This is a genomic window from Paraburkholderia sp. FW306-02-B, assembly GCF_058782725.1.
The window spans coordinates 2,393,772-2,418,148 of record NZ_JBYSXZ010000002.1 but is presented as its reverse complement, the minus strand read 5'-3'; the positions used below and the strand labels follow the sequence as shown (position 1 = coordinate 2,418,148).

Annotated in this window: 18 protein-coding genes; 11 read left to right on the top strand and 7 right to left on the bottom strand. The window is 58.3% G+C overall.

Annotated features, from left to right (window positions below):
- Nucleotides 1-293: 293 nt before the first annotated feature.
- The gene (locus tag AC3WOG_RS32145) at nt 294-1,451 is read left to right on the top strand and encodes an NAD(P)/FAD-dependent oxidoreductase (protein ID WP_492581796.1); all 1,158 of its coding nucleotides are present in this window, start codon (nt 294-296) and stop codon (nt 1,449-1,451) included.
- Nucleotides 1,452-1,525: 74 nt separating this feature from the next.
- Here AC3WOG_RS32145 and AC3WOG_RS32140 read toward each other — a convergent pair whose 3' ends face one another.
- Nucleotides 1,526-1,783, bottom strand: coding sequence for a hypothetical protein (locus AC3WOG_RS32140; protein WP_492581795.1), 258 nt, complete (start codon nt 1,781-1,783; stop codon nt 1,526-1,528).
- Nucleotides 1,776-3,089, bottom strand: coding sequence for a DUF3422 family protein (locus tag AC3WOG_RS32135; protein WP_492581794.1), 1,314 nt, complete (start codon nt 3,087-3,089; stop codon nt 1,776-1,778). Before AC3WOG_RS32135 ends, AC3WOG_RS32140 begins: the two co-directional genes overlap by 8 nt.
- A gap of 162 nt (nt 3,090-3,251) precedes the next feature.
- On the opposite strand from AC3WOG_RS32135, the gene AC3WOG_RS32130 reads away from it, so the two are divergent.
- Nucleotides 3,252-4,934 (top strand): electron transfer flavoprotein-ubiquinone oxidoreductase, encoded by a 1,683-nt coding sequence (locus AC3WOG_RS32130; RefSeq protein ID WP_492581793.1) that lies wholly within the window; start codon nt 3,252-3,254, stop codon nt 4,932-4,934.
- A 257-nt stretch (nt 4,935-5,191) separates the two neighbouring features.
- Here the strand turns inward: AC3WOG_RS32130 and proC are convergent, their stop codons facing one another.
- Genes proC through putA form a run of 4 tightly spaced genes read right to left on the bottom strand, consistent with a single transcriptional unit; the run spans nt 5,192 to nt 11,744 of the window.
- Complete coding sequence (gene proC, locus AC3WOG_RS32125; protein WP_492581792.1) at nt 5,192-6,010, bottom strand: pyrroline-5-carboxylate reductase; 819 nt, start codon at nt 6,008-6,010, stop codon at nt 5,192-5,194.
- Nucleotides 6,011-6,044: 34 nt separating this feature from the next.
- Complete coding sequence (locus AC3WOG_RS32120; RefSeq protein ID WP_492581791.1) at nt 6,045-6,980, bottom strand: electron transfer flavoprotein subunit alpha/FixB family protein; 936 nt, start codon at nt 6,978-6,980, stop codon at nt 6,045-6,047.
- 22 nt (nt 6,981-7,002) lie between these two features.
- Nucleotides 7,003-7,752: an electron transfer flavoprotein subunit beta/FixA family protein gene (locus AC3WOG_RS32115; RefSeq protein WP_492581790.1), complete on the bottom strand. Its 750-nt coding sequence runs from the start codon at nt 7,750-7,752 to the stop codon at nt 7,003-7,005.
- Between the two features lie 59 nt (nt 7,753-7,811).
- Complete coding sequence (gene putA / locus AC3WOG_RS32110; protein ID WP_492581789.1) at nt 7,812-11,744, bottom strand: trifunctional transcriptional regulator/proline dehydrogenase/L-glutamate gamma-semialdehyde dehydrogenase; 3,933 nt, start codon at nt 11,742-11,744, stop codon at nt 7,812-7,814.
- A gap of 616 nt (nt 11,745-12,360) precedes the next feature.
- Between putA and AC3WOG_RS32105 the strand changes: the two genes are divergently transcribed.
- From AC3WOG_RS32105 to AC3WOG_RS32070, 8 genes are all read left to right on the top strand, one after another.
- The gene (locus AC3WOG_RS32105) at nt 12,361-13,488 is read left to right on the top strand and encodes a branched-chain amino acid ABC transporter substrate-binding protein (RefSeq protein ID WP_492581788.1); all 1,128 of its coding nucleotides are present in this window, start codon (nt 12,361-12,363) and stop codon (nt 13,486-13,488) included.
- A 29-nt stretch (nt 13,489-13,517) separates the two neighbouring features.
- A complete protein-coding gene (gene lhpH / locus AC3WOG_RS32100) occupies nt 13,518-14,525 on the top strand; it encodes a trans-3-hydroxy-L-proline dehydratase (protein WP_492581787.1) in 1,008 nt (335 codons plus the stop codon).
- Between the two features lie 181 nt (nt 14,526-14,706).
- Nucleotides 14,707-15,729, top strand: coding sequence for an Ldh family oxidoreductase (locus tag AC3WOG_RS32095; RefSeq protein WP_492581786.1), 1,023 nt, complete (start codon nt 14,707-14,709; stop codon nt 15,727-15,729).
- A 402-nt stretch (nt 15,730-16,131) separates the two neighbouring features.
- The gene (locus AC3WOG_RS32090; protein WP_414693526.1) at nt 16,132-17,295 is read left to right on the top strand and encodes a branched-chain amino acid ABC transporter substrate-binding protein; all 1,164 of its coding nucleotides are present in this window, start codon (nt 16,132-16,134) and stop codon (nt 17,293-17,295) included.
- Between the two features lie 699 nt (nt 17,296-17,994).
- The gene (locus AC3WOG_RS32085) at nt 17,995-18,945 is read left to right on the top strand and encodes a branched-chain amino acid ABC transporter permease (RefSeq protein ID WP_492581785.1); all 951 of its coding nucleotides are present in this window, start codon (nt 17,995-17,997) and stop codon (nt 18,943-18,945) included.
- Nucleotides 18,946-18,958: 13 nt separating this feature from the next.
- Nucleotides 18,959-20,128, top strand: coding sequence for an ABC transporter permease subunit (locus tag AC3WOG_RS32080; protein ID WP_492581784.1), 1,170 nt, complete (start codon nt 18,959-18,961; stop codon nt 20,126-20,128).
- 17 nt (nt 20,129-20,145) lie between these two features.
- Nucleotides 20,146-20,919 carry an ABC transporter ATP-binding protein gene (locus AC3WOG_RS32075; RefSeq protein WP_492581783.1) on the top strand — a complete coding sequence of 258 codons (774 nt, stop codon included), beginning with the start codon at nt 20,146-20,148 and terminating at the stop codon, nt 20,917-20,919.
- Nucleotides 20,919-21,635 carry an ABC transporter ATP-binding protein gene (locus tag AC3WOG_RS32070; protein ID WP_492581782.1) on the top strand — a complete coding sequence of 239 codons (717 nt, stop codon included), beginning with the start codon at nt 20,919-20,921 and terminating at the stop codon, nt 21,633-21,635. The genes AC3WOG_RS32075 and AC3WOG_RS32070 overlap by 1 nt, the downstream gene beginning before the upstream one ends.
- Before the next feature lie 225 nt (nt 21,636-21,860).
- Here AC3WOG_RS32070 and AC3WOG_RS32065 read toward each other — a convergent pair whose 3' ends face one another.
- The gene (locus tag AC3WOG_RS32065) at nt 21,861-22,334 is read right to left on the bottom strand and encodes an Lrp/AsnC family transcriptional regulator (protein WP_492581781.1); all 474 of its coding nucleotides are present in this window, start codon (nt 22,332-22,334) and stop codon (nt 21,861-21,863) included.
- Between the two features lie 745 nt (nt 22,335-23,079).
- Here AC3WOG_RS32065 and AC3WOG_RS32060 point away from each other — a divergent pair.
- Nucleotides 23,080-24,294 carry a pyridoxal phosphate-dependent aminotransferase gene (locus tag AC3WOG_RS32060; protein ID WP_492581780.1) on the top strand — a complete coding sequence of 405 codons (1,215 nt, stop codon included), beginning with the start codon at nt 23,080-23,082 and terminating at the stop codon, nt 24,292-24,294.
- Nucleotides 24,295-24,377: the final 83 nt, after the last annotated feature.

The following is a 24,377-nucleotide window of genomic DNA, read 5'->3' as shown; positions in this document are numbered from 1 at the left end:
ACCGTCAGCGCTGATGGCTGGCTCGCCCTCCCTTGTCGAATCGATAGCGTAGCCCGGCCTACCTTGCGCACACAGCCCTGCCGGCGAAATGGTCTACGCCGTGCCGATGATATTTCGCAAACGCGAACCTGGGTGAGCGCCTTCCTTGATGCGCCGCAAATCTGGCGGCCATCGCTGGCGCAACCCTAGGGGTCAAAGCATGGCTATGGCTTACCGGTAGGTAAGCCTTGAACGAGATGACCTCATAGTTGAATGATGGTCGACCAAAACGTACTTGATTTAGGAAGAATGCAATGAATGATGTGGTGATTGTCGGTGCCGGAGCAGTGGGCTCCAGCATCGCCTTGTTTTGTAAGCGGCTGGACCCGGCATTGGATGTCACAGTGATTGATCGTGCACCGTTGGGCGCTTTCTCATCAACAGCGACTTCCGGGTCAGGCGGCGCGCGACGCCTTTTTTGCTGCCCGGAAAATATCGCGATGTCCAGCTATAGCATCGAGTTTGTGCAGCAACTCGATTCGCAGGCGGCAGATGATTTGGCGAAAGTAGACTGGCGCGCCCACGGGTATCTGTTTATCGTTCCGCCGGAAGGTTTGAATCTCCTCGAATCTAATCTCGAAGTGCAGCTTCGAATGGGAGTGAATGCGGAGTTACTGACCCCAGAACAGATTGCTATGCGATTCCCGTTGTTACGCGTCGATGATCTCGGTGCTGGCGTGTATTCACCTGAAGACGGTTGGTTTGACGCTCAAAAGTATCATTCGGTTATCGTGCAGCGAGCCCGCGAGACGGGTGTCAAGTTTGTCAAAGATGAAGTGACTGGATTCGAAGAAAACGGGCTGAGCGTAACGGCAGTGCGTCTGGCATCGGGTAACGTGATGTACAGCGATCATTTTGTGAACGCCGCAGGACCTTGGGCGCAGGAAGTCAGCCGCATGGTCGGCATGGCATTGCCTGTCAACCCGATGCGGCGCTTCGAGCACGTATTCACTGCTGACGTAGCGCAGCCGGACATGCCGTATGTAAAGGATTTGAAGGGGCTTGCGATACGTTCCGCCGGTGACGGATTTTCGGGGGGCCTGGTCAGTACCAAGGTGGAGCGCGGCTTCTCGCTGGCAATGGATGCCGAGTGGTTCGATCGCGTGGTGCGGCCGGCCGTAGAGTGGCGATTCCCTGGGATGGGGCGACTCGAACTTGCCAAATCCTGGTCAGGTCTCTACGAGCAATGCGACTTTGACGGTAATGCAATCATCGGCAGGTGGACCAACCGTCGTGAGAATTTCATTGTCGCCGCGGGCTTCTCTGGGCATGGTCTCATGCATGCGCCGGCGGCTGGACTTGCTGTCGCCGAGCTCATCGTAAAGGGGCGCTTCGAGACTCTTGACCTTGAGCGCTTCGGTTACGAACGCGTACAGCGCAACGAGCCGTACCGGGAGCGTGGCATCATTTGACCGGTATATGCGCCTGCCCTGCAAACAAAGCAGGGTGAGGCGCGATCAAAAAGCTCTAGTGGATTCTTGGAGCATCAGTCGTACCTAAGAATCGCGAGATGAGAAACATCAGGTCGCGTTTCCCGACTGTCCATCAACGACGCCGTTGGTTCCTGCAACGCATCTGCATAGCGTGACCTCGTCCCTCTAGCATTACTTCCGACCAGAGCCGTTGATGCGGAGGAGGTGCTTTCGACGCCGTTGGTGCGCTGGGCGGCGTTAAATGCAATATCAGTTTGTTTCATCTGGATTCCTTTTGGTAGGTCGAGGGCTGAATTTTCAAGCTCAATCATTGAGGCTCATGCTGTGTATCCGGTCGCTGGACGACACGTTCCTGCTTAGCACCCGGCGACGGGCGCGTTTTGTAATGCCGATGACCATCAGAACGACCGGTGCTATCAACAGGCCCTCAGCGAGCTCCGGGGCCACCGGTAAATGCAGTTCATGCATGGCGCGAAACGCTGCACCGGCGAGCGACAGTACGTAGTAGGAGATAGCCGCGACCGAAAGTCCTTCGACCGCGTGCTGTAAATGTAGATGATGGCGTGCGGTTCTCTCCATCCCCGCAAGCATGGTCGTAACGTCCTTTTCCTGACTGAGGTTCACGCGTGTGCGCAATAGGTCCACGGCCCGCGCGACGCGTTGCGCAGTTTGTTCATGTCTGTTCCAAACGCTGCGGCACGTCTGCATCGCCGGTGCGAACCGACGCTCCATGAACTCTGCAATGGTTGGCATGCCTTCGATACGTTCTTCACGCAACTCCTGAATCCGAGTGTGAACGAGCGTCTCGTACGCGCGGGAGGCGCTGAAGCGGCTGCCATGACCTGCCAGCGATTCAATGCGAACGGCCAGATGTGTGAGTTCCACGAGCAGTCCGGCATCGTCGGTAAGTGCGCCGGTTTCCTCCATGCGCCGCATAAGCGCTTGCAGCAACGAGTCTATGTCGTCCAGATCGCGAGCCACCTTTCGCGCAACCGGTAACGCGAGCAGTGCCATCATTCGATAGGTTTCGATTTCGTGGATCCGCTGCAGCAGTCGACCACTCTGCGCTTCACGAAAGTCGTCGTCGACAACAAGAAAACGCATGAATCCGTCTGCGCGAACAGTCCAGTCACAAAATACCTTGCCGCCGCCCATCACTCTGCTTCCGACGACGATAGGACCGTCGAACCAGCGAGACAAATCATCGCGTCCGATACCAGCCACACCCGAGGTAAGCAGTTCCATTCGCACAGCGACGATGCGGGTTCCAGCCATCTTCTCTAGCCACGCGCCCGGTAGGGTTGACGAAGTTTCCCCATCGAAATAACCGTTGTGATGTCGCGGAGCGACGAATGTGAAGGTTGAGAACTCGGTATGGCGCTCCCACTTAAGCTGACGGCCGCAGCCTAGCTGTGCCGCGTAGTGCGTGACGCCGTCAGTGGGGCTCGGTATGCCTGCGTTGTGGCACAAGGTTTGGAGCAACGCTTCGTGAAATTGGTTATGCGGGTCGTGCTCAACAAGTACCGCAAAGTGCTCAACCGAGACCGCAGTTGATATTTTGAGAAAAGGCCGTGCGTGCAATTCTCCGGAGAGAGCGCTCCGAAGTGGATGATCCATCTCCGAAATCTCACGGGTGTGCAGGCCAGGTCGCTGTTGCGTCGGCAATTGCATTGGCGTACTTTAAAGTATACGATAGATATAAATAGTAGTCTAATAGACGAGCCCTGTCTGATGTTTTTTTGCGACACCAGAGCGCTCGAGTTTGAACTGGTACAAGTCATGTCCTTGAAGCATCAAGCCGTCCTGCTGGAGCAGTTTGGTCCCCGAGAGTCGATGGAATACGACGTAGTCATCGTCGGGGGCGGCCCTGCGGGCTTGTCAGCAGCAATTCGGCTCAAACAGATGGCGCAGGAAAGGGGCGCCGAGATCGGCGTCTGCGTGCTGGAAAAAGGCTCGGAAGTCGGTGCGCACATCCTGTCGGGCGCGGTGATGGATCCGCGCGCGATCACCGAACTGATCCCGGACTGGAAAGAAATAGGCGCGCCGCTGACGGTGGACGTGACCGAAGACAAGTTCCTCTTCCTGACCGAAACCGGGTCCAAGAGCGTGCCAACCTGGGCGCTGCCAGACAACTTCAAGAACCACGGTAACTACGTGATCAGCCTCGCGAACGTCACGCGCTGGCTGGGTCAGCAGGCCGAAGCACTGGGCGTCGAGATCTTCCCGGGCTTTCCGGCGGCAGAAATTCTTTATAACGACGACTGCTCCGTCAAAGGCGTCGCGACCGGCAATCTGGGGATCGGCAAGAATGGCGAGCCGACCGAGAATTTCCAGCTCGGCATGGAGCTGCACGCAAAGTACACGCTCTTCTGCGAAGGCGCGCGCGGGCACCTCGGCCGTCAACTGAACGACAAGTTCAAGCTGCGCGAAGGCGTCGATCCGCAGGTCTACGGTGTCGGCATCAAGGAACTGTGGGAAATCGATCCGTCGAAGCACAAGCCGGGTCTGGTGATGCATACGGCCGGCTGGCCGCTGGAAAACGACACCTACGGCGGCTCGTTCCTCTATCACATGGACAACAACCAGGTGGTGGTGGGCTTTGTGGTCGGCCTCGGCTACACGAATCCGTATCTGTCGCCGTTCGAGGAATTCCAGCGCTACAAGACGCATCCGGCAATCCGCGCGATTCTGGGAGGCGGCAAGCGGGTGTCGTACGGCGCACGGGCGATCACTGCGGGCGGCCTGCTGTCGCTGCCGAAGCTGGTGTTCCCGGGTGGCGCGCTGGTGGGCGATGATGCGGGCTTCCTGAACGCATCGCGGATCAAGGGTTCGCATGCCGCGATCAAGACCGGCATGCTGGCGGCTGAAGCAGCATTCGATGCCGTGCAGGCAGGCCGCACCAGCGACGAGCTGACGGCCTATCCGGAGTCGTTCAAGACCTCATGGCTGCACACGGAACTGCATCGTGCGCGTAACTTCAAGCAGTGGATGAGCAAGGGCCTGTATCTCGGCACGCTGATGGTCGGCGTCGAGCAGAAGCTGCTGGGCGGGAATGTGCCCTGGACGCTGCATCACCAGCACTGGGATCACGAGATGCTGAAGCCTGCCTCGCAGTGCAAGCCGATTGTGTATCCGAAGCCGGATGGGAAGCTGACATTCGACCGGTTGTCGTCGGTGTTCATTTCGAACACGAACCACCAAGAGAATCAGCCTGCTCATCTGACGCTGAAAGATCCGTCGGTGCCGTTCAATGTGAACTGGCAAACCTATGCCGGGCCGGAAAGCCGCTATTGCCCGGCCGGCGTGTACGAGTTCGTGAAGAACGAGGAAGGTCAGGAACGTCTGCTTATCAACGCGCAGAACTGCGTGCATTGCAAGACCTGCGACATCAAGGACCCAACACAGAACATCGTCTGGGTCACGCCTGAAGGGGGCGACGGTCCGAACTATCCGAACATGTAGTTACGCCCACCGGCCCGTACGCGACGTATCTGATTACAACTGACGCACTACACCGTGCGTCTGCACTCCAAGGCGCAAGCTTGGCTCTGTGTCACTGACTTGCTTGCAGCCTTGCTTCAGCCCTGTCAGATACCCGGTCTGTCGCGTGAATCGAACTCTACGCATAGGTGGATGCTCGCGACGAGGTGACCAGCGCGGAGGAGATCAATCTAAAGGAATTGGACTCCTTCCGCGCTTAGTCCTGATGCCAGTGTGACCTATGCAGATTTTCCGAACTCTTCGCCCATTTCGATTGCTCGCGAATGCGCTGCGAGGGCGCCCTTCACGATTGCCGCTTTGATGCCGGAAGAATCGAACGAATCCAGAGCCGCTGCCGTTGTCCCGCCTTTTGACGTTACCCGTTCACGCAGCACGCTTGCCGGTTCGCTCGATTGTGTCGCCAGCTCAGCAGCGCCGACGAAAGTTGCTTGAGCCAGCTCTCGTGCTTGGGATTCGTCCAGCCCCAACTGAAGGGCAGCATCCTGCAACGCCTCAATGAAATAGAACACGTATGCGGGCCCGCTTCCTGAAATTGCGGTCACTGCGTCAATTTTGCTTTCATCACCGACCCATACCGTCCTTCCGGCACTGTCGAGAACCCGTGTCGCGAGTGTCCGACTGCTTTCATCCACGCCCGCGCTTGCAGCCAGGCCGGTTACGCCTTTTCCGATCAGCGCCGGTGTATTTGGCATGGTGCGAACAATACGGGTGTGGCCCTGAAGCCAGCGAGATAAATCAGCTGACCGGATGCCGGCAACGACACTGATGACCAGCTGATTTGCAGAGATCAGAGGCGCGAGCGATGTTGCGACATCGCGCACGATCTGGGGCTTTACGGCGAGCACGATTGCATCGAAATCAGCAATCCCCGCGTCCGGGGCAGCTGCGGTCGCGATACCCAAAAGCTGGGCGTTGCGTTCACGCACGTCGTCGTTGGGGTCAAACGCGCACAAGTCCGCGTTTGAGACGCCCCGTTTAATAAGTCCGGCAATGAGGGCCGACGCCATATTGCCGCCACCGATGAAAGCAATTTTCATAAGTTGCGCAAGATCCAGATTTAAAAGTTGTTCGTCAGCCTAATGCCGCAAGCAGCTCGGGCACGCAGGTGAACAGATCGTCGACGAGACCGTAGTCCGCGACGCTGAAAATAGGCGCTTCCGGGTCCTTGTTGATCGCCACAATGACCTTCGAGTCTTTCATGCCGGCCAGATGCTGGATCGCACCCGAGATGCCGACCGCCACGTACAGTTGCGGCGCAACGATCTTGCCGGTTTGCCCCACCTGATAGTCGTTCGGCACGAAACCAGCATCGACCGCAGCGCGCGATGCGCCCAGCGCTGCGTTCAGCTTGTCTGCCAGCGGTTCGAGAACCTTCGTGTAGTTCTCGCTACTGCCCAGACCGCGACCACCCGACACAATGGTCTTTGCCGATGTCAATTCCGGGCGGTCCAGCTTCGTAACCTCGCGGCTAACGAATTGCGAAATCCCGACGTCTGCCGGGGCTTCAATCCTCTCGACAGCCGCACCGCCACCTTCGGCGGCAACTGCGTCGAAGCCGGTCGAACGCACAGTGATGACCTTGATGGAATCTTGAGATTGAACCGTCGCGATTGCGTTGCCTGCGTAAATTGGGCGTTCGAACGTGTCGGCGGAATCCACAGCCATGATGTCGCTGATCTGCGCGACGTCGAGCTTCGCGGCGATGCGAGGCGCGACGTTCCTGCCGTAAGCGGTCGCCGGCGCGAGAATGTGGGTGTAGTCCTCCGCGATGTTCAGAACGGTGGCCTCAACGTTCTCTGCAAGACCCGCTTCAAGTTGCGGTGCGTCGGCGAGCAGCACTTTGCTCACGCCTGCAATCTTCGCTGCCGCATCCGCAGCAGCCTGTGCGTTGTGACCCGCGACCAGCACGTGAATATCACCGCCGATCTTCTGAGCCGCTGCAATCGTGTTCAGCGTCGCGGCCTTGATCGACGCGTTGTCGTGTTCTGCAATTACCAGATTCGTCATTTCGTCCGTCTCCGCGTTTTACTTAAAGCACCTTGGCTTCGGTCTTCAGCTTCTCGACCAGCGTCTTCACGTCCGGCACCATCACACCGGCCGAGCGCTTCGGCGGCTCAGCGACTTTCAGCGTCTTCAGGCGCGGCGTGACGTCGATACCCAGGTCTTCCGGCTTGACGATTTCCAGCGGCTTTTTCTTCGCCTTCATGATGTTCGGCAGCGTCACGTAGCGCGGCTCGTTCAGGCGCAGGTCGGTCGTGACCACGGCCGGCAGCGTCAGCGACAGCGTTTCAGCACCACCGTCCACTTCGCGCGACACCGTAGCCTTGCCATCCGCGACGACAACCTTCGAGGCAAACGTCGCTTGCGGCAGATTAGCCAGCGCAGCGAGCATCTGGCCGGTCTGGTTCGAATCGTCGTCGATGGCCTGCTTGCCCAGAATCACGAGCGAAGGCTGTTCCTTGTCGACCAGCGCCTTGAGCAGCTTGGCGACCGCCAGCGGCTGCAGCTCTTCGCCCGACTCGATCAGGATCGCGCGGTCCGCGCCGATTGCCAGCGCCGTGCGCAGCGTTTCCTGCGCTTGCGTGACACCGGCCGACACGGCGATCACTTCAGTCGCCACGCCTGCTTCGCGCAGACGCACGGCTTCTTCAACCGCGATTTCGTCGAACGGATTCATCGACATCTTTACATTGGCTGTTTCCACACCGGTGTTGTCAGCTTTTACGCGTACGCTGACGTTGTAATCAATGACTCTCTTTGCTGCGACCAGTATCTTCATTTCGGGTACCTTGACATGTGATGCCTTTACCAGGGTTCAGTTGACAATTTAGATCGTCATCAAGCGATAGTCATGAGGTTTGCATTGCCGCCGGCAGCGGCAGTGTTGACGCTCACCGAGCGCTCTGTGAGTAGTCGGTCCAGGACGTAGTCGGCTTCGGTTCCACTGCCAAGGTGTGATGGAACTGCTTGAACTGAAAGAATCGGGCCGGGCCGCTTGGCAATTTCTTGTGCCAACGTGATGAGAGTGTCGCTATCGCCTTCAAAAAGGACGGCGTCGCAAGGTGCGTCCACCTGCTTCGTGGTTGCTGCGAAGGACTTCAACGACGAGGGCAACACGGCAAACAGTTCTTCGCCAGCTTTCCCGGAAAACACGCTCCGATTGCCAGTAGCAAGAACCGCGGCGAACTGCTTGAGCGCGCCTGTTCTGGTCGAGGGGATGCAAAGCACTGTGCCGCGGTTATGAAGGCTGAAAGTATTTCGCTCACCTGTGGGGCCTAGGAGCTCGACCGAGGCTCCAACTACAACGTTGTCCAGATATGTGTCACAACGGGCGGCCAAGGCTGGTTCATGCTCCGCGATCAACCAATCGCGCAACGTCGATAATGCATATCGAGCTGCTTCTGTGGATACTGCCCCGTCGCGACCGCCTTTGACAGGCAACATGTCGCCTAACGACTTTGGCAATCCTGCAGGACGCGTGGCCAGCAGACGCTGCAGATACAGCGCGCCACCTGCTTTCGGACCCGTACCTGACAAACCCTCACCACCGAACGGCTGAACCCCCACCACCGCGCCGATCACATTGCGGTTCACGTAGATGTTGCCGACATGCGCGCGGCTGATCACGTGAGCAATCGTTTCGTCGATCCGCGTGTGAATGCCAAGCGTCAGGCCGTAGCCGGTCGTGCGGATCTGTTCGAGCAGCTTGTCCAGCTGGCTGCGGCGGTAACGCACCACATGCAGCACCGGGCCGAACACTTCACGCTTCAATTCGTCGATGCTGGCGAGTTCGATCAGCGTCGGCGGAACAAACGTGCCTTGTCCCGCGCCTTCCGGCACCGGCAGCTGCTCAACCTTGCGGCCTTTCTCGCGCATTGCCGCGACGTGCGCGTCGATACCGCGCTTCGCGTCGAGATCGATCACCGGGCCGACGTCGATCGACAGGCGATCCGGATTGCCCACCGACAGTTCGCGCATCGCGCCAGTCAGCATTTCCAGCGTACGGTCCGCAACATCGTCCTGTAGACAAAGAACGCGCAGCGCGGAACACCGTTGACCGGCGGAATCGAACGACGATTGCAGCACGTCCGCCACCACCTGTTCAGCCAACGCCGACGAGTCGACGATCATCGCGTTCTGGCCGCCGGTTTCGGCGATCAGCGGAATCGGCTTGCCGTCCGGATCGAGACGGCCGGACAACGTCCTGTTGATCAGACGCGCGACTTCGGTCGAACCGGTGAACATCACCGCGCGGGTACGCGGGTCGGCCACCAGCGCCGCGCCGACGGTTTCGCCATCGCCCGGCAGCAGTTGCACCGCGCCTGCCGGCACGCCGGCTTCGCGCAGGATACGCACGGCTTGTGCGGCGATCAGCGGCGTTTGTTCGGCCGGCTTCGCGAGCACGGTGTTGCCCGCAGCCAATGCCGCGGCCACCTGGCCCATGAAAATCGCCAGCGGGAAATTCCACGGGCTGATACACACGACCGGGCCGAGCGGGCGATGCGTGTCATTGGAGAACTCGTCGCGGATCTGCGTCGAGTAATAGCGCAGGAAGTCGATCGCCTCGCGAATTTCCGACACCGCGTTCGGCAGCGACTTGCCGGCTTCACGCACCACCAGACCCATCAGCGTGTGCATCTGCGCTTCGAGCAGGTCGGCGGCACGCGCGAGACAATCGGCGCGCGCATCGACCGGCGTGGCTTGCCAGATCGGCGCGGCGGCCACGGCATGCGCCAGGGCGGCGCTCACGTGTTCCGCCGTGGCCTCGACCACCGTGCCGACCAGATCACGGTGGTCGGCCGGATTGCGCACGTCGCGGGCGGCGCCGATGGCGATTTCGTTGTCTTCGAGCATCGGCGCGGCGCGCCACGGATGATGCGCGCTCACCAGCAGCGCCGACGACAGCGACGCCAGACGATGTTCGTTCGACAGATCGAGGCCCATCGAATTGAGGCGCTCGGCGCCGTACAGATTGCGCGGCAGCGGAATCTTCGCGTGCGGCGCGCCGAGCGGCACGATCTTCGACGCTTCGTCGACCGGGTCGGCGATCAGGTCCTTGATCGCGACGCTTTCATCGGCGATACGGTTCACGAACGACGTGTTCGCGCCGTTTTCCAGCAGACGGCGCACGAGGTAGGCGAGCAGCGTTTCATGCGTGCCGACCGGCGCATACACGCGGCACGGACGGTTCAGCTTGTCGCGGCCGGTGACTTCCTCGTACAGCGGCTCACCCATGCCGTGCAGGCACTGAAACTCGTACTGGCCGGGGTAATAATTGTTGCCCGCGAGGTGATAGATCGCCGACAGCGTGTGTGCGTTGTGCGTCGCGAACTGCGGATAGACCGCGTCGGGCGCGCCGAGCAGCTTCTTCGCGCACGCCAGGTACGATACGTCCGTATAGATCTTGCGCGTGTAGACCGGATAGCCTTCGAGGCCGTCCACTTGCGCGCGCTTGATTTCGGTGTCCCAGTACGCACCCTTCACGAGGCGCACCATGATGCGGTGACGGCTGCGGCGCGCCAGATCGATCAGGTATTCGATCACGAACGGGCAACGCTTCTGATACGCCTGCACCACAAAACCGATGCCGTTCCAGCCGGCCAGTTCAGGATCGAAGCACAGCGCTTCGAGCAGATCGAGCGAGATTTCGAGGCGGTCGGCTTCTTCAGCGTCGATGTTCAGGCCGATGTCATAGCGGCGCGCGAGGATCGCCAAAGAGCGAACACGCGGCAGCAGTTCGCTCATCGTGCGTTCCTGCTGCGAGCGCGAATAGCGTGCGTGCAACGCCGACAGTTTGATCGAGATGCCCGGACCTTCGTAGATGCCACGGCCGCCGGCTGCTTTGCCAATCGCGTGGATCGCCTGTTCGTACGACGCGTAGTAGCGTTGCGCGTCGGCTTCGGTGGTGGCCGCTTCGCCGAGCATGTCGTACGAATAGCGGAAGCCGCGTGCTTCGTACTTGCGGCTATTGGCCAAGGCTTCGGAGATGTTCTCGCCGGTGACGAACTGCTCGCCCATCAGGCGCATCGCCATATCGACGCCCTTCCTGATCAGCGGCTCGCCGCCCTTGCCGATCAGGCGCGTCAATGCCGACGACAGGCCGGTTTCGCTATTGGTCGTCACCAGCTTGCCGGTGATCATCAAGCCCCACGTCGCGGCATTGACAAACAGCGACGGCGCCTGGCCGACGTGCGACTTCCAGTCGCCCTTGCTGATCTTGTCGCGGATCAGCGCATCACGCGTGGCGCGGTCGGGAATACGCAGCAGCGCTTCGGCGAGGCACATCAGCGCGACGCCTTCCTGGCTCGACAGCGAAAACTCGTGGATCAGCCCTTCGACGCCGCCACCCTTGCTCTTGGTGCGCAGCGTTTCGACCAGCTTGCCGGCCATCGTCTGGACGTCGCCCGCGAGGTTCGCCGGCAAACGCGCCTGGCCCAGCAGGAACGGCACGCATTCCGGCTCGGGCCGGCGGTACGCAGCGGTGATCGCCGCACGCAGCACCGATTGCGGTTGCACGTTCTGCGCGAATTCGAGGAAGGGTTGAGAAGCGCCATCCTCTATATGGTCGATGGCTTCCTGCTGCTGTTCAGGCTCGGCGGCTTGTGCGCCAAGGAGTTCCTGCGGCACGACGCCGTTCTCAATCTGCTCGACGTACGAAACCACTGCCTGTTTTATCAACCAGTGCGGTGTTCGTTCGATGCTCGTTGCTGCGCGCTTTAGGCGCGAACGAAGATTGTCGTCAACTTTGACGCCCAAAGTTGTGCCGGGCATAAGCAGTCCCCTGAAGATGGTAGCAAACAAGATAATATATCGTTCGAATCGTATACTATGTGATTGCGGGGTGCAACCTCGTTTCAAAAAGTTGCACCCCCCGCGTAGCGAGTGATCTGTCTGCGCTGGCCCCTTCAACCGACGAAGGAGACCGACTGCATCGACCAGGGGAAGACACGTACAGGCGCGATACGTCTGGAACAGTCTGGGGTTCGATACAGGGAGGAGCCGAACTCGCAGCCAAGCCACGTCTACAAAGGCTTGGAGACGCCACATTCTCGCTTTCTGATCCGATTAACTGGGGAAGATCCCAGGGTTAAATTGTATTTTTGAAACGGTGCGTACCCTAGAAAAAACGGATACTATGCATCATCAGAGTATACGATTTTACATGAATCGGATGCTTCAAAGCGTCCGGTTTTGCGGCTTGGCGGCATCGCAACCCGGTGATGGAGGGGGGGCAAATCGAATTCGACATGACTGCTGCTGAAAACGACGCGTCGCGCATCTTTAACAGTTGCTGGCGACACGTTGCGCACGAAGTTCACGTTGTAAGTGAAGACAAATTAGGTGTTGGTCTATACGCGTGAGTACGCGGAAATCGTCGGAGATGACAATGAAAAAGCAGTCTGGAGTTTGTATTGCTGTCGCAGCTTTGGGGTTGATGACGGCTGTTGGAGCAAGCGCACAAGAGGTCGTGACAATTGGTCTTTCCGCGCCTCTGACCGGTCCGCAGGTAGCCGGCGGAAAGGATGTCGAGAACGGCGCGCGGCTGGCAATTGAAGATCTGAACAAGGAAAACCTGAAGATCGGCGGGAAGGCTGTCACGTTCAAGCTCGCGGCGGTGGATGACCAAGCAGATCCGAAAATCGGCGTCCAAGTCGCGCAGAACCTTGTTGACCGCGGTGTTATCGCCGTTGTAGGACCCTACAATTCGGGCGTAGCGATTCCGGCCTCGCAGATCTATAACGGCGCAAGCATCCCGCTGCTGCCGACCGCTTCGAATCCAGCGTTGACAAAGCAGGGTTTCAAAAACATCTTCCGTATCGGGGCCAGCGATTCGTCGCTTGGCGGCACGATGGCCGATTTCGCTTCGCAAACGCTGAAAGCGAAGACAGCCGTGGTAGTCGATGACCGCACAGCATATGGTCAAGGGGTAGCGGAAGAGTTCGAAAAGACGGCGAAGGCGCGTGGAATCCAGATCGTCGGTCAGGAATTCACCTCATCCCAGGCAACTGACTTCCGCTCGATCCTGACAACTATCAAAGCCAAGAACCCCGACGTGATTTTCTACGGCGGATACGATGCTCAGGGTGCTCCTATGGCCAAGCAGATGCGGGCGCTCGGCGTTCGCGCGAAGCTGCTCGGCGGCGACAGTATCTGTACAGCTGAAATGGGCAAGGTTGCAGGCGATGCCGCCTCGATCGTTTATTGCGCACAAGGCGGTGTTGCCCCGGACAAGACTGCGGAAGGACGCGACTATGTGAAGAGGTATCACGATGCCTACCACACGGATTTGCAGGTGTACGGCGTCAGCTACTACGACGGTGTGAAGCTGCTGGCCGACGCTATGGTGAAGGCTGGTACGACCACCGATAAAGCGAAGCTGATCGCGCAACTCGCGAAGACTAACTACAAGGGAATCGCCGGAACTTACGCGTTTGCCGACAACGGCGAACTGAAAGGTGCTCCGACAACGGTGTACGTAATCCGCAACGGCGCGCCTGTTCCGTACGCTCCTTAAATCTCGTTAATAGCCTCCGTTGCACGTCCATGAAAATCAGTCGTTCTATTTCGACCGTAGAGGTGCATACCAGCGGTGAGCCCTTCCGTATCGTGACGAATGGATTGCCACGGGCGAAAGGTAGCACCATCATGCAGCGCCGCACGTGGATGAAGGAGAATGCCGACGATATTCGCCGCGCGCTCATGTTTGAGCCGCGTGGTCACGTTGACATGTACGGAGGCTACCTGACCGAGCCGGTGTCGCCAAGCGCGGACTTCGGCGTCATATTCGTGCATAACGAAGGTTACAGCGATCACTGCGGACACGGGGTAATCGCGATAGCAACTGTCGCAGTTGAACTCGGGTGGGTCGAGCGCACGGTGCCTGAGACGCGAGTGGGCATTGATGCGCCGTGCGGCTTCATCGAGGCTTTTGTCAGCTACGATGGCGAGCAAGCCGGGCCGGTACGATTTGTGAACGTACCATCCTTTATCTGGAAGCGAGATGTGTCGGTTCTGACGCCATCGTTTGGTATCGTGACAGGCGACATTGCGTATGGCGGGGCGTTCTATTTTTACTTGGACGGCGCGCCTTTCGGTTTGGAGATTCGAGAAGACGCAGTCGAAAAGTTGATCGCGTTCGGGTCCGAAGTGAAGGCAGCAGCCAACGCTGCCTATTCTGTAGTTCACCCGGAAATCCCCGAAATCAACCACATCTATGGAACTGTAATCGCGAATGCTCCGCGACATCCCGGTTCCACTCAAGCGAACTGCATCATCTTCGCAGACCGTGAGGTCGATCGGTCGCCGTCGGGCTCGGGCACGTCGGGGCGGGTCGCACAGCTTTACCTGCGTGGCAAGCTAGCTTTTGGGGAAACGTTCGTCAACGAGTCGATCGTCGGTACGACCTTCAGCGGACGCGTCGTCCGGGCGACGGCAGTCGGCGATATTCCGGCCGTGATCAACGAAATCGAAGGCTACGCGCACATCTGTGGTTTTGCAAACTGGATTATCGACGAGCGGGACCCGCTTGCACACGGCTTCCTCGTCCGATAAGCCGCAACGGTCGGCCTGGCCTCGATGTCCGGTTGACGTGACAAAACCCTGCCACACACTTTGCGGCGCACTAACTTCCCATTCCGCAGCCGTCACGAGCTGCCTATTCGATCGATGATTAGCTAATCGAACAATCGGTACGGCTCGTACCGAGCTGGACAGCTTCTTCATAGGTGACACGGTGGCGCAAGTCAAATTCGAATCCTTGGCCGAGCGATTACAGAACATCCTTGAGAGAGCCGGTTGCTCAACGCGCGTCGCTAGACTGATCGCTACGAATTGCGCGTCCGCGGAACGCGATGGTGCGAAAAGCCACGGGCTCTTCCGGATGCCGGGCTATGTGTCGAGCTTAGTCGGGAACTGGGTCGACGGAAGGGCCGAGCCCATCGTCGACGATGTCGCACCGGGATTCATTCGCATCGACGCGGCTAACGGCTTCGCGGTGTCCGCGTTAGATGCGGGTGCGAAACTGGCGATCGAGAAGGCGAAGCGAAATGGCATTGTCGTCGTCGCGATTCGCAATTCCCATCATCTCGGAGCACTGTCGCTCGACGTCGAGCCATTCGCTGACGTTGGCCTCGTCGCGCTGGCGGTACTCAATTCGATGAAGGGTGTCGTACCGTATGGCGGCAGGTCGGCCGTATTTGGTACGAATCCGATGGCGTTCGCCGCGCCGCGCGCGTCGGCACCACCGTTCGTGTTTGACCAGGCGGTCTCGACCATGGCGCGCGGTGACGTCAGCATCGCGATGAACGAAGGGCGAACGCTAACGTCCGACGTCGGTGTCGACAAGCATGGTCTCCAGACCACCGACCCGGCCGATATTATCGACGGAGGCGCGCTACTGACTTTCGGCGGTCACAAGGGGACGACGCTCGCGCTGATGATTGAGATTTTGTGCGCCGCACTCGTCGGCGGCCAGTTCTCGTACGAGTGCGTGCTGGAAACGATGCCGGGCGCCGCGACGCCGCGAACCGGCCAGACGTTGATCCTGATCGATCCGACCGCCGGCAGCACAGGCCTGCCGCACTTCCAGATCCGCGTCGACGAACTAATGCAGGCCGTGATAGACGCTGGACTGCAGCGTGTTCCAGGCGACAGAAGGTTAATTGCACGGGCTCGTGCGATGGAGGACGGAATCGACGTCAGCAGAGAGGAGTTCGACATGCTTGCGTTGCTGGACAGAGACACCGGAATTCATTGAATCTAAGTTGACTGACGGACCGGTCGATTCTGCGTCACTCGTTGTTCGGTGCGGATGTTCATTGTCTCCGCTGCCCGGGTCGTAGGAATCTGAGATTCCAGATGTGGTTTGGCCGCGAAGATGGGCTTTCTCACATGCGATGAAGTCAACCGGAACATCAGAGGAATCCGGGGGGCGTACGAAACGAAACGTCTATTTCGCGCTGAGGGGTTATCCATCAAGAACGTTTGGATCTGCAACCCGGCGAGGATTCAAATCGACAGCAAATGAGCTAATTGGCTGGCTATAGTGCCTCACCATCCTGCACAACACTGAAATCGGCCTGTGCGATTGCCCCGAAGAACCTACGGAGTCGCAGGGCATCGATGCTTGTCGAGCCGGTACGAGGATGGCTAACTAATTATTGGGGATGCCGTCATGAAGAGCTTTGTTATAAGCAAGACCGCGTTGATATTGTTGACCGTCGCATTCGATGCATCGTCCTTTGCGAAAGCTGAGACGACGCAGATTGTGAAGTTGGGTGCCGTTGCTCCGCTCACCGGGGGCCTGGCGCATCAGGGACGAGACTCGGAGAATGGCGCAAAACTGGCGGTGGACGAAATTAACGCCAAAGGTCTGGTAGTCGGTGGCAATAAGGTGGTTCTCTGGCTTGAGCAAGAAGACGACGCCGCCGATCCCCGAACGGCAACCCAGATTGCGCAGAAGCTCGTTGACGATAAGGTGGTCGCGGTGATTGGTCACCAGACTTCCGGAACATCGATTCCCGCATCTCGGATCTATCGGGATGCGGGAATTGTTCAGATTACACCGGCTTCCACAAATCCGCTTTACACACAGCAGGGATTCAAGACGACATACCGTCTGATTGCAACGGATGCCCAGCAAGCACCCGCTTTGGCAACGTATGCCGCCAAGAACATGAATGCGAAGACCATCGCGATCGTAGATGACGCCACTGCATATGGCCAGGGGCTAGCAGATCAATTCTCGAACAATGTCCAGGCCCTTGGCATCAAGGTGCTTTCACGCGACGCCAGCACTGATAAGACGGTCGATTTCAAAGGAATTCTGACGAAAATAAAGGGCGAGAATCCGGACATCATAATGTATGGCGGAAGTGACGCTGCGGGAGCTCAGTTGGTGAGGCAGGCCGCTCAGCTCGGGTTGCGCGCAAAGGTCCTTTCCGGGGACGGATTGTGTACGGAAAAAATGGGCGAGATGGCCGGAGACGCTTCGAAGAATCTGGTGTGCTCTGAGGCCGGTCTTCCGCTGGAGATGATGCCCGGCGGCGAAGCCTTCAAGAAAAGATATGTACAGAAGTTCAATCAACCGATTCAGAGCTATGCTCCATTCGCGTATGACGCCGTCAATGTGGTTGTCGACGCGATGAAGCGTGCGAACTCCACGGACCCCGCAAGGATCCTCGACGCCATGCAGGCGACGCAGTATAACGGCGTGATCGGCAGGATCGCGTTCGATTCGAAAGGCGACCTCAAGGAGACAGGTATTTCGTTATACCAATTCAAGAATGGAAAGAAGAATCTGCTTCAGGTAGTCAGGATGTAAATCTCAATCGCCCCGGGGATGTTGAGGAAGGACCGCTTCGGCATGGAAACGTGCAATACGCGAGCGGGCCTCCTCGCCATTCCATATCCCGAGCTGATGCGGTAGGCGGGAGAATCCGCAGGAATCGGAATTTTCTCTTCATGGGCTTACCAGCTGGTTGCGCTGCCGATATCGAGCGTCACGTGAACTGAGACTTGACGTGCTACGAGACTTGGCATCCAAGGATCAGGCATGCAACTGTGAGGGCATGTCGGTGACATGTCTTTCTATCGATGGGGCTTTGGGGTTATTTCAAGATTTGACGTTTTGCGCCTGATCTCTTTCGCGATCAGGCGCTCCAATTCATTCGAAGTGGGACGGCGTACTCGCACGGTGCGGACGATCGGGTGCGGTCTCGGCTAGCGGATCGTTTCGACACCGACGGCGATTAGGCGGGTGCACGTGCGATGCGCGGTTTTGGGAACAAGAGCATGCCGGGACCATTTCGTGTCAGCGGACAAGGACGCGACGATGGCATTTAACGATGTTCCAATATCTGCCCGCACGGCGAGTCCATTTTTTGGGTCTGCCGTGAACATGCCGGGACGATCGGACCTTACCGGTTTTTATCTAGTATCCGCAGTGTCGTCGAGACGACGTGATTCCTCGCTTACTCGCGGGCTGCAGCCTTCTGCGGTTGCACGGGCTAAGGAGCATTAAATGGATATCTTCATCCAGCAGGTCCTCAACGGGCTGGTGCTTGGCAGCGTTTACGCCATCATCGCACTGGGCTATACGATGGTTTACGGCATCCTGGGCATCATCAACTTCGCGCACGGCGATGTGTTGATGGTGGGCGCGATGGTTGCGCTTTCAGCCATAGGCGTGCTGCAGAACCACTTCCCCGGCCTCGGCAATGTGCCGACGCTCGTCATCGCGTTGATCATCGCGGCAGTGGTTTGCTCGCTGGTCGGCTACACGATCGAGCGCGTGGCTTACCGGCCGTTGCGCAAGGCACCGCGTCTCGCCCCGCTGATCACCGCGATCGGCGTGTCGATCCTGCTGCAAACCCTCGCGATGATGATCTGGTCGCGCAACCCGCTGCCGTTCCCGCAGCTGTTGCCCACCGACCCGATCAACGTGATCAAGGCCACCGACACGACGCCTGGCGCCGTGATCTCGATGACTGAAATCGTGATCATCGTGGTGGCGTTCCTCGTGATGGGCGGTCTGCTGTTGCTGGTTCACAAGACCAGGCTGGGCCGCGCAATGCGTGCAATCGCTGAGAACCCGGGTGTCGCAAGCCTGATGGGCGTGAACCCGAATTTCGTGATTTCGGCGACCTTCATGATCGGCTCGGCGCTGGCCGCTCTGGCCGGCGTGATGATCGCGTCCGAATACGGCAACGCACACTTCTATATGGGCTTCATCCCGGGTCTGAAGGCCTTTACCGCGGCGGTGCTGGGCGGGATCGGCAACCTCGGCGGGGCAATGGTGGGCGGCGTGCTGCTCGGCCTGATCGAACAGTTGGGCGCCGGCTACATCGGCAACCTGACGGGCGGTGTGTTCGGCAGTAACTACCAGGACGTGTTCGCATTCATCGTGCTGATCGTCGTGCTGGTGTTCCGTCCGTCGGGCCTGCTGGGCGAACGTGTTGCGGATCGAGCATAAGGAGTAGACAGACATGACCTCAATTCAACCGATCGAGCCGTCCACGACGCTCATCCCTGAAAAGAACCTGACAAAGACGCTGACTGTCGGCATCATCACCGCGATCTTCGTGATCGCCGCGCCGATGATCATCGGTGCCGCCGGCGGCAACTACTGGGTCCGCGTGCTCGACTTCGCGATGCTGTATGTGATGCTCGCACTGGGCCTCAATGTGGTGGTCGGCTTCGCCGGCCTGCTGGACCTCGGCTATATCGCGTTCTACGCCATCGGCGCGTACACCGCGGCGCTGCTGAGCTCGCCCCACCTGACCTCGCAGTTCGAGTGGATCGCGCACCTGTTCCCGGGCGGCCTGTATACGCCGATCTGGATCATCGTGCCGATCGCGATGGGGCTGGCCGCGACCTTCGGCGTCCTGCTCGGCGCGCCGACCCTGCGTCTGCGTGGCGACTATCTCGCGATCGTGACCCTGGGCTTCGGGGAAATCGTGCGGATCTTCATGAACAACCTCGACCGTCCGGTGAACATCACCAATGGTCCGAAGGGGATCACGGGGATCGATCCGGTCAACGTCGGTGGTTTCAGCCTCGCGCAAACCCACTCGCTGTTCGGCCTGCAGTTCCCGTCGGTGTACTCGTACTACTACCTGTTCGTGTTGTGCGCGCTGTTCGTGATCTGGACCTGTACGCGTTTGCAGCACTCGCGGATCGGCCGTGCATGGGCCGCTATTCGTGAAGACGAAATCGCCGCCAAGGCAATGGGCATTAACACCCGTAACGTAAAGCTGCTGGCCTTCGCGATGGGCGCGTCGTTCGGCGGCCTGTCGGGTGCGATGTTCGGTTCGTTCCAGGGCTTCGTGTCACCGGAATCGTTCACGTTCTGGGAATCGGTCGTGGTGCTGGCGTGCGTGGTGCTGGGCGGTATGGGCCACATCCCGGGTGTGATTCTCGGTGCGGTGCTGCTCGCCGTGTTCCCGGAATTCCTGCGCTCGACGATGGGCCCGCTGCAGAACGCGATCTTCGGCCATGAAATCGTCGATACCGAAGTGATCCGTCAGTTGCTGTACGGCCTCGCGATGGTCGTGATCATGCTGTACCGCTCGGAAGGCCTGTGGCCGTCGCCGAAGCACGAAGACAAGATTGCGAAACTGGCGAAGCGCAGCGGCAAGAAGCCGGTGCGGGCGTAAGGGACAGGGAGAAAAATATGAGCGATAACATTCGACTGTCCGTCAAGGGCGTGAACAAGCGCTTCGGCGGCCTGCAGGCACTGTCCGATGTCGGCCTGCAGATCAAGTCGGGCCAGATTTACGGCCTGATCGGCCCGAACGGCGCCGGCAAGACGACCTTCTTCAACGTGATCACGGGTCTGTACACGCCGGATTCGGGCGAGTTCAAGCTCGACGGCACGGAGTACACGCCGACCGCCGTCTATCAGGTGGCGAAGGCGGGGATTGTGCGTACGTTCCAGAACATCCGCCTGTTCGGTGGCATGACCGCACTGGAAAACGTGATGGTGGGGCGTCACGTGCGCACGAAGCATGGTCTGATCGGCGCGGTGTTCCAGACGCCGGCCGAGCGCAAGGAAGAGCGCGAGATCAAGGAATGCGCGATCGAACTGCTGGAATACGTCGGCATTGCGCAGTACGCGGACTACACGTCGCGCAATCTGTCGTACGGTCACCAGCGCCGTCTGGAAATCGCCCGCGCACTGGCAACGGATCCGAAGCTGCTCGCGCTGGATGAACCGGCTGCCGGCATGAACGCAACGGAAAAGGTCGAGCTGACCAAGCTGCTCGACAAGATCCGCAGCGACGGCAAGACGATCCTGCTGATCGAGCACGACGTGAAACTGGTGATGGGTCTGTGCAACCAGATGACGGTGCTCGATTACGGCAAGGTGATTGCCCAGGGTCTGCCGCATGACGTGCAGAAGGACCCGAAGGTGATTGAGGCTTATCTGGGTGCGGGGGTCCACTGATGGCTACGGCAATGTTGAAAATCAAGGGCCTGCAGGTCAATTACGGCGGCATTCAGGCAGTCAAGGGCATCGACCTCGAAGTCGCACAGGGCGAACTGGTCACGCTGATCGGCGCGAACGGCGCGGGCAAGACCACGACGATGAAGGCGATCACGGGTCTGAAGCCGTACTCGGCAGGCGACATCGAGTACATGGGCCAGTCGATCAAGGGCATGCCCGCGCACGAGCTGCTCAAGCGCGGACTGGCGATGGTGCCGGAAGGCCGCGGTATTTTCGCGCGCATGTCGATCGTCGAAAACATGCAGATGGGCGCTTATCTGCGTAACGATACGGACGGCATCAAGGCGGACGTCGATCGCATGTTCGGCTTTTTCCCGCGCCTGAAGGAACGGGCGACGCAGTACGCGGGCACGTTGTCGGGCGGCGAGCAGCAGATGCTGGCGATGGCGCGCGCGATCATCAGCAAGCCGAAGCTGCTGTTGCTCGACGAACCGTCGATGGGGCTGTCGCCGATCATGGTGGAGAAGATCTTCGAAGTGGTGCGTGAGATTTCGAAGGAAGGCATCACCGTGATGCTGGTCGAGCAGAACGCGCGGCTCGCGTTGCAGGCGGCGAATCGCGGCTACGTGATGGATTCGGGTCTGGTCACGATGTCCGGCGACGCGAAGCAGATGCTGGATGATCCGAAGGTGCGGGCGGCTTATCTCGGAGAGTAAGCACTGATCTGACCGTTCTTCAGATGATTTCGATCTCGTAACCTTTGGTCGATTCCGTGCTCCGGATATCTTCTGCGCGGCGGTGCTGTCACCATAGAGTCCGGCCGGACGCTAATGGTAGTACCAATATCGAGTCACGCTATACAACCTCTCACTGATTCTGCCGTTCACTGCCATCCTCACCTTGTGCCGATACACAATCAGTTGTTCTTTTTCAAAGAACTCCTAAGCGGGAGGGCACACAGGTGCTTTGACTTCATTCACGACGAATGACGTGTACATTTCCTTGACGCTAGAGCAGCCGTTAATGTGTTGGCGCGCAAACTCGCCAAATGAAGACAGCGTCTCGGTCACAATTGTCAGTTGATAGTCATACTGTCCCGAGATGTTATAGCAGGCTAATACTTCGGAGAGCGGGCGGACTGCGGCCTCGAACGCTCTCATGTGTTCCATGCTCCTCTGAACCAATGTGACCAGAACCAGTGCAGTCACCTCATAGCCAAGTTGCTTCAGATCGACACGTGCGTGATATCCGGTGATTACGCCGAGCGACTCCAGCCGCTTTACCCGGCGCCAGCACGGAGATGTGCTGAGGTTGATTTTTTCCGATAGTTCAGCACTGGAGAGCCTCGCATCCGCCTGCAAAGCGGCAAGAATTTGCTTGTCTAATCGATCCAATGTTGGTACTGGACGATGCATTTCGTAACTCCATGGATGTGAAATGATTTGTCGCGTGTCGGGCATTATTGCGGAGCCAATTTCAGCAAGCAATACCAACTTATTCCGGGTAGCGTACCAACCAATGCAGCCTGAACCAGATGCAGCACCGGACAGGGCAGGGGCGGTACATGCCGATGTAATGGCTGTGTCACACCGGGAGGGGGCGGGAGGAAGTTCTGGGATGCACAGGCTACGCGCCAGCCGGGTCATGCAGTCAACTAGATTCCGGCATAGGTAACATACCGTTCGCCTCCGACCAGGGCGATCGAGCGGCATGGTGCTCCGACCGTTTCGAACATGGGGAGTTACCGCAGATCGGCGGTTCGTGATCATTCAAGATGCTTGATTAGGGGCCAGCAGGGGGATGGCCCGACTTTTACCTTCCCGCGAAAAGCTCGGCAGTCGACAGCCTTGTATCACCTTCGAACGCTGCCAGCACTTGCTGGTCGATCTCATCCAGCGTCGGCATTGAACGATTCGTTTCGCTGTTCCGGTCGTACGAGCAGATTTGTTGCACGCCAGCCAATATTTGGGTACTAAGAACAGCAAGCAATGCCGGACCGTTTCAGTATTCTCTTGGTGATCGCCATGCATTGCGAAAACGAGTCCAATTCCGCGCCTTTGCAGAGGCTAAGTAGCGTGACAGGTAGTGATAGATGCGCAACAAATTTTCAGCTGTTTGTGGATTTGCTGCGATCGAACATAAATAGGAAAGGTTGGTTATATGAACACGTTGGAATCAAAGAGCAATTTTCAGGATATCTTTCCGATTCAACCGCGAGATACCGTCTCCTCTCTGCCAACCTCGCTAATTAGAGAGGTGGCGGATGGGGCCATGAATCGTTCGGACATTCTGCCATTTTGGTTCGGCGAATCCGATCAGGTGACGCCTGACTTCATTCGGGATGCTGCTATCGAATCATTGCGCTCCGGCGAGACCTTCTATCCACAGAATCTTGGTAGGCCCTATCTTCGATCTGCACTATCGTTATACCTTACGCAACTTCATGGGTGCACGATCGATTCAGATCGACTCGCTGTCGTAAGCGGCGGTATTTCCGGGTTGATGCTTACAGCACAGACCATCATAGAGCCCGGTGACAGAGTAGTGGCTATCACTCCACTTTGGCCGAATATAGCCGAGATACCTAGAATCCTAGGCGCGAACGTCACGAGAGTTCCGCTGTCAGTCGTTAACGGTGCATGGGCGCTCGATGTCAACAAATTGATTTCGGAACTTACTGCCGGAACGAAGGTGCTTTTTATAAATTCGCCAAACAACCCAACCGGATGGATGATGACGGAGCGCGATGTCGACGAGATTTTGGCGCATTGTCGGAAACATGGTATTTGGATTGTTTCGGATGACGTATATCAGCGCCTAGCATACGATCAAGCAGTATTCTATGCCCCATCATTTTTGGATCGATATCAAGATGGAGATCGAATAATCTCGGTAAATAGTTTCTCCAAGTCTTGGTTGATGACGGGTTTTCGGGTTGGATGGGTCGTCGCTCCACCGTCGATTGTAAAGGCGCTAACTAAGATTATTGAATACAACACCTGCTGTATCCTTGAGGCGAGCCAAAGAGCCGCACATTCTGCACTGTTGCGTGGAGAAGATACTGTTCAGTCGTTACGTGCCGATTTACGCTCGAATCGAAAGGTCCTCGTCGACGGATTGTGCGAATTGCCGGGCATAGAAGTGCCGGGGGCAGGCGGGGGCATGTATACATTTTTCAAGATTGCGGGGATATCGGATACAACGGCGTTGGCGAGGAATTTGATCGATGTTTCGGGGCTGGGGCTGGCGCCCGGGGCGGCGTTTGGGCCGGAAGGGAGAGGCTGGCTAAGATGGTGCCATGCCGTATCAGGAGTTAAACTGAGGGAGGGGTTATCTCGGATCACTCGCTTCTTTGAGCACAATCGCATTGTGTGAATGACGGTGAGGTCAATTCGATCACTGGAAGGTCAGAAGCGAATAGTGCGCCTCTACAGGCGAGCGAATTAACGACACTTCGA

Bases quoted from the DNA above. Each gene is read 5' to 3' on its own strand.
- lhpH (WP_492581787.1), top strand. From the start codon at position 13,518: ATGAAAATCAGTCGTTCTATTTCGACCGTAGAGGTGCATACCAGCGGT.
- AC3WOG_RS32115 (WP_492581790.1), bottom strand. From the start codon at position 7,752: ATGAAGATACTGGTCGCAGCAAAGAGAGTCATTGATTACAACGTCAGC.
- AC3WOG_RS32080 (WP_492581784.1), top strand. From the start codon at position 18,959: ATGACCTCAATTCAACCGATCGAGCCGTCCACGACGCTCATCCCTGAA.
- AC3WOG_RS32060 (WP_492581780.1), top strand. From the start codon at position 23,080: ATGAACACGTTGGAATCAAAGAGCAATTTTCAGGATATCTTTCCGATT.
- proC (WP_492581792.1), bottom strand. From the start codon at position 6,010: ATGAAAATTGCTTTCATCGGTGGCGGCAATATGGCGTCGGCCCTCATT.
- AC3WOG_RS32130 (WP_492581793.1), top strand. From the start codon at position 3,252: ATGTCCTTGAAGCATCAAGCCGTCCTGCTGGAGCAGTTTGGTCCCCGA.
- AC3WOG_RS32145 (WP_492581796.1), top strand. From the start codon at position 294: ATGAATGATGTGGTGATTGTCGGTGCCGGAGCAGTGGGCTCCAGCATC.
- AC3WOG_RS32105 (WP_492581788.1), top strand. From the start codon at position 12,361: ATGAAAAAGCAGTCTGGAGTTTGTATTGCTGTCGCAGCTTTGGGGTTG.
- putA (WP_492581789.1), bottom strand. From the start codon at position 11,744: ATGCCCGGCACAACTTTGGGCGTCAAAGTTGACGACAATCTTCGTTCG.
- AC3WOG_RS32135 (WP_492581794.1), bottom strand. From the start codon at position 3,089: ATGGATCATCCACTTCGGAGCGCTCTCTCCGGAGAATTGCACGCACGG.
- AC3WOG_RS32065 (WP_492581781.1), bottom strand. From the start codon at position 22,334: ATGCATCGTCCAGTACCAACATTGGATCGATTAGACAAGCAAATTCTT.
- AC3WOG_RS32075 (WP_492581783.1), top strand. From the start codon at position 20,146: ATGAGCGATAACATTCGACTGTCCGTCAAGGGCGTGAACAAGCGCTTC.
- AC3WOG_RS32140 (WP_492581795.1), bottom strand. From the start codon at position 1,783: ATGATTGAGCTTGAAAATTCAGCCCTCGACCTACCAAAAGGAATCCAG.
- AC3WOG_RS32085 (WP_492581785.1), top strand. From the start codon at position 17,995: ATGGATATCTTCATCCAGCAGGTCCTCAACGGGCTGGTGCTTGGCAGC.
- AC3WOG_RS32070 (WP_492581782.1), top strand. From the start codon at position 20,919: ATGGCTACGGCAATGTTGAAAATCAAGGGCCTGCAGGTCAATTACGGC.
- AC3WOG_RS32120 (WP_492581791.1), bottom strand. From the start codon at position 6,980: ATGACGAATCTGGTAATTGCAGAACACGACAACGCGTCGATCAAGGCC.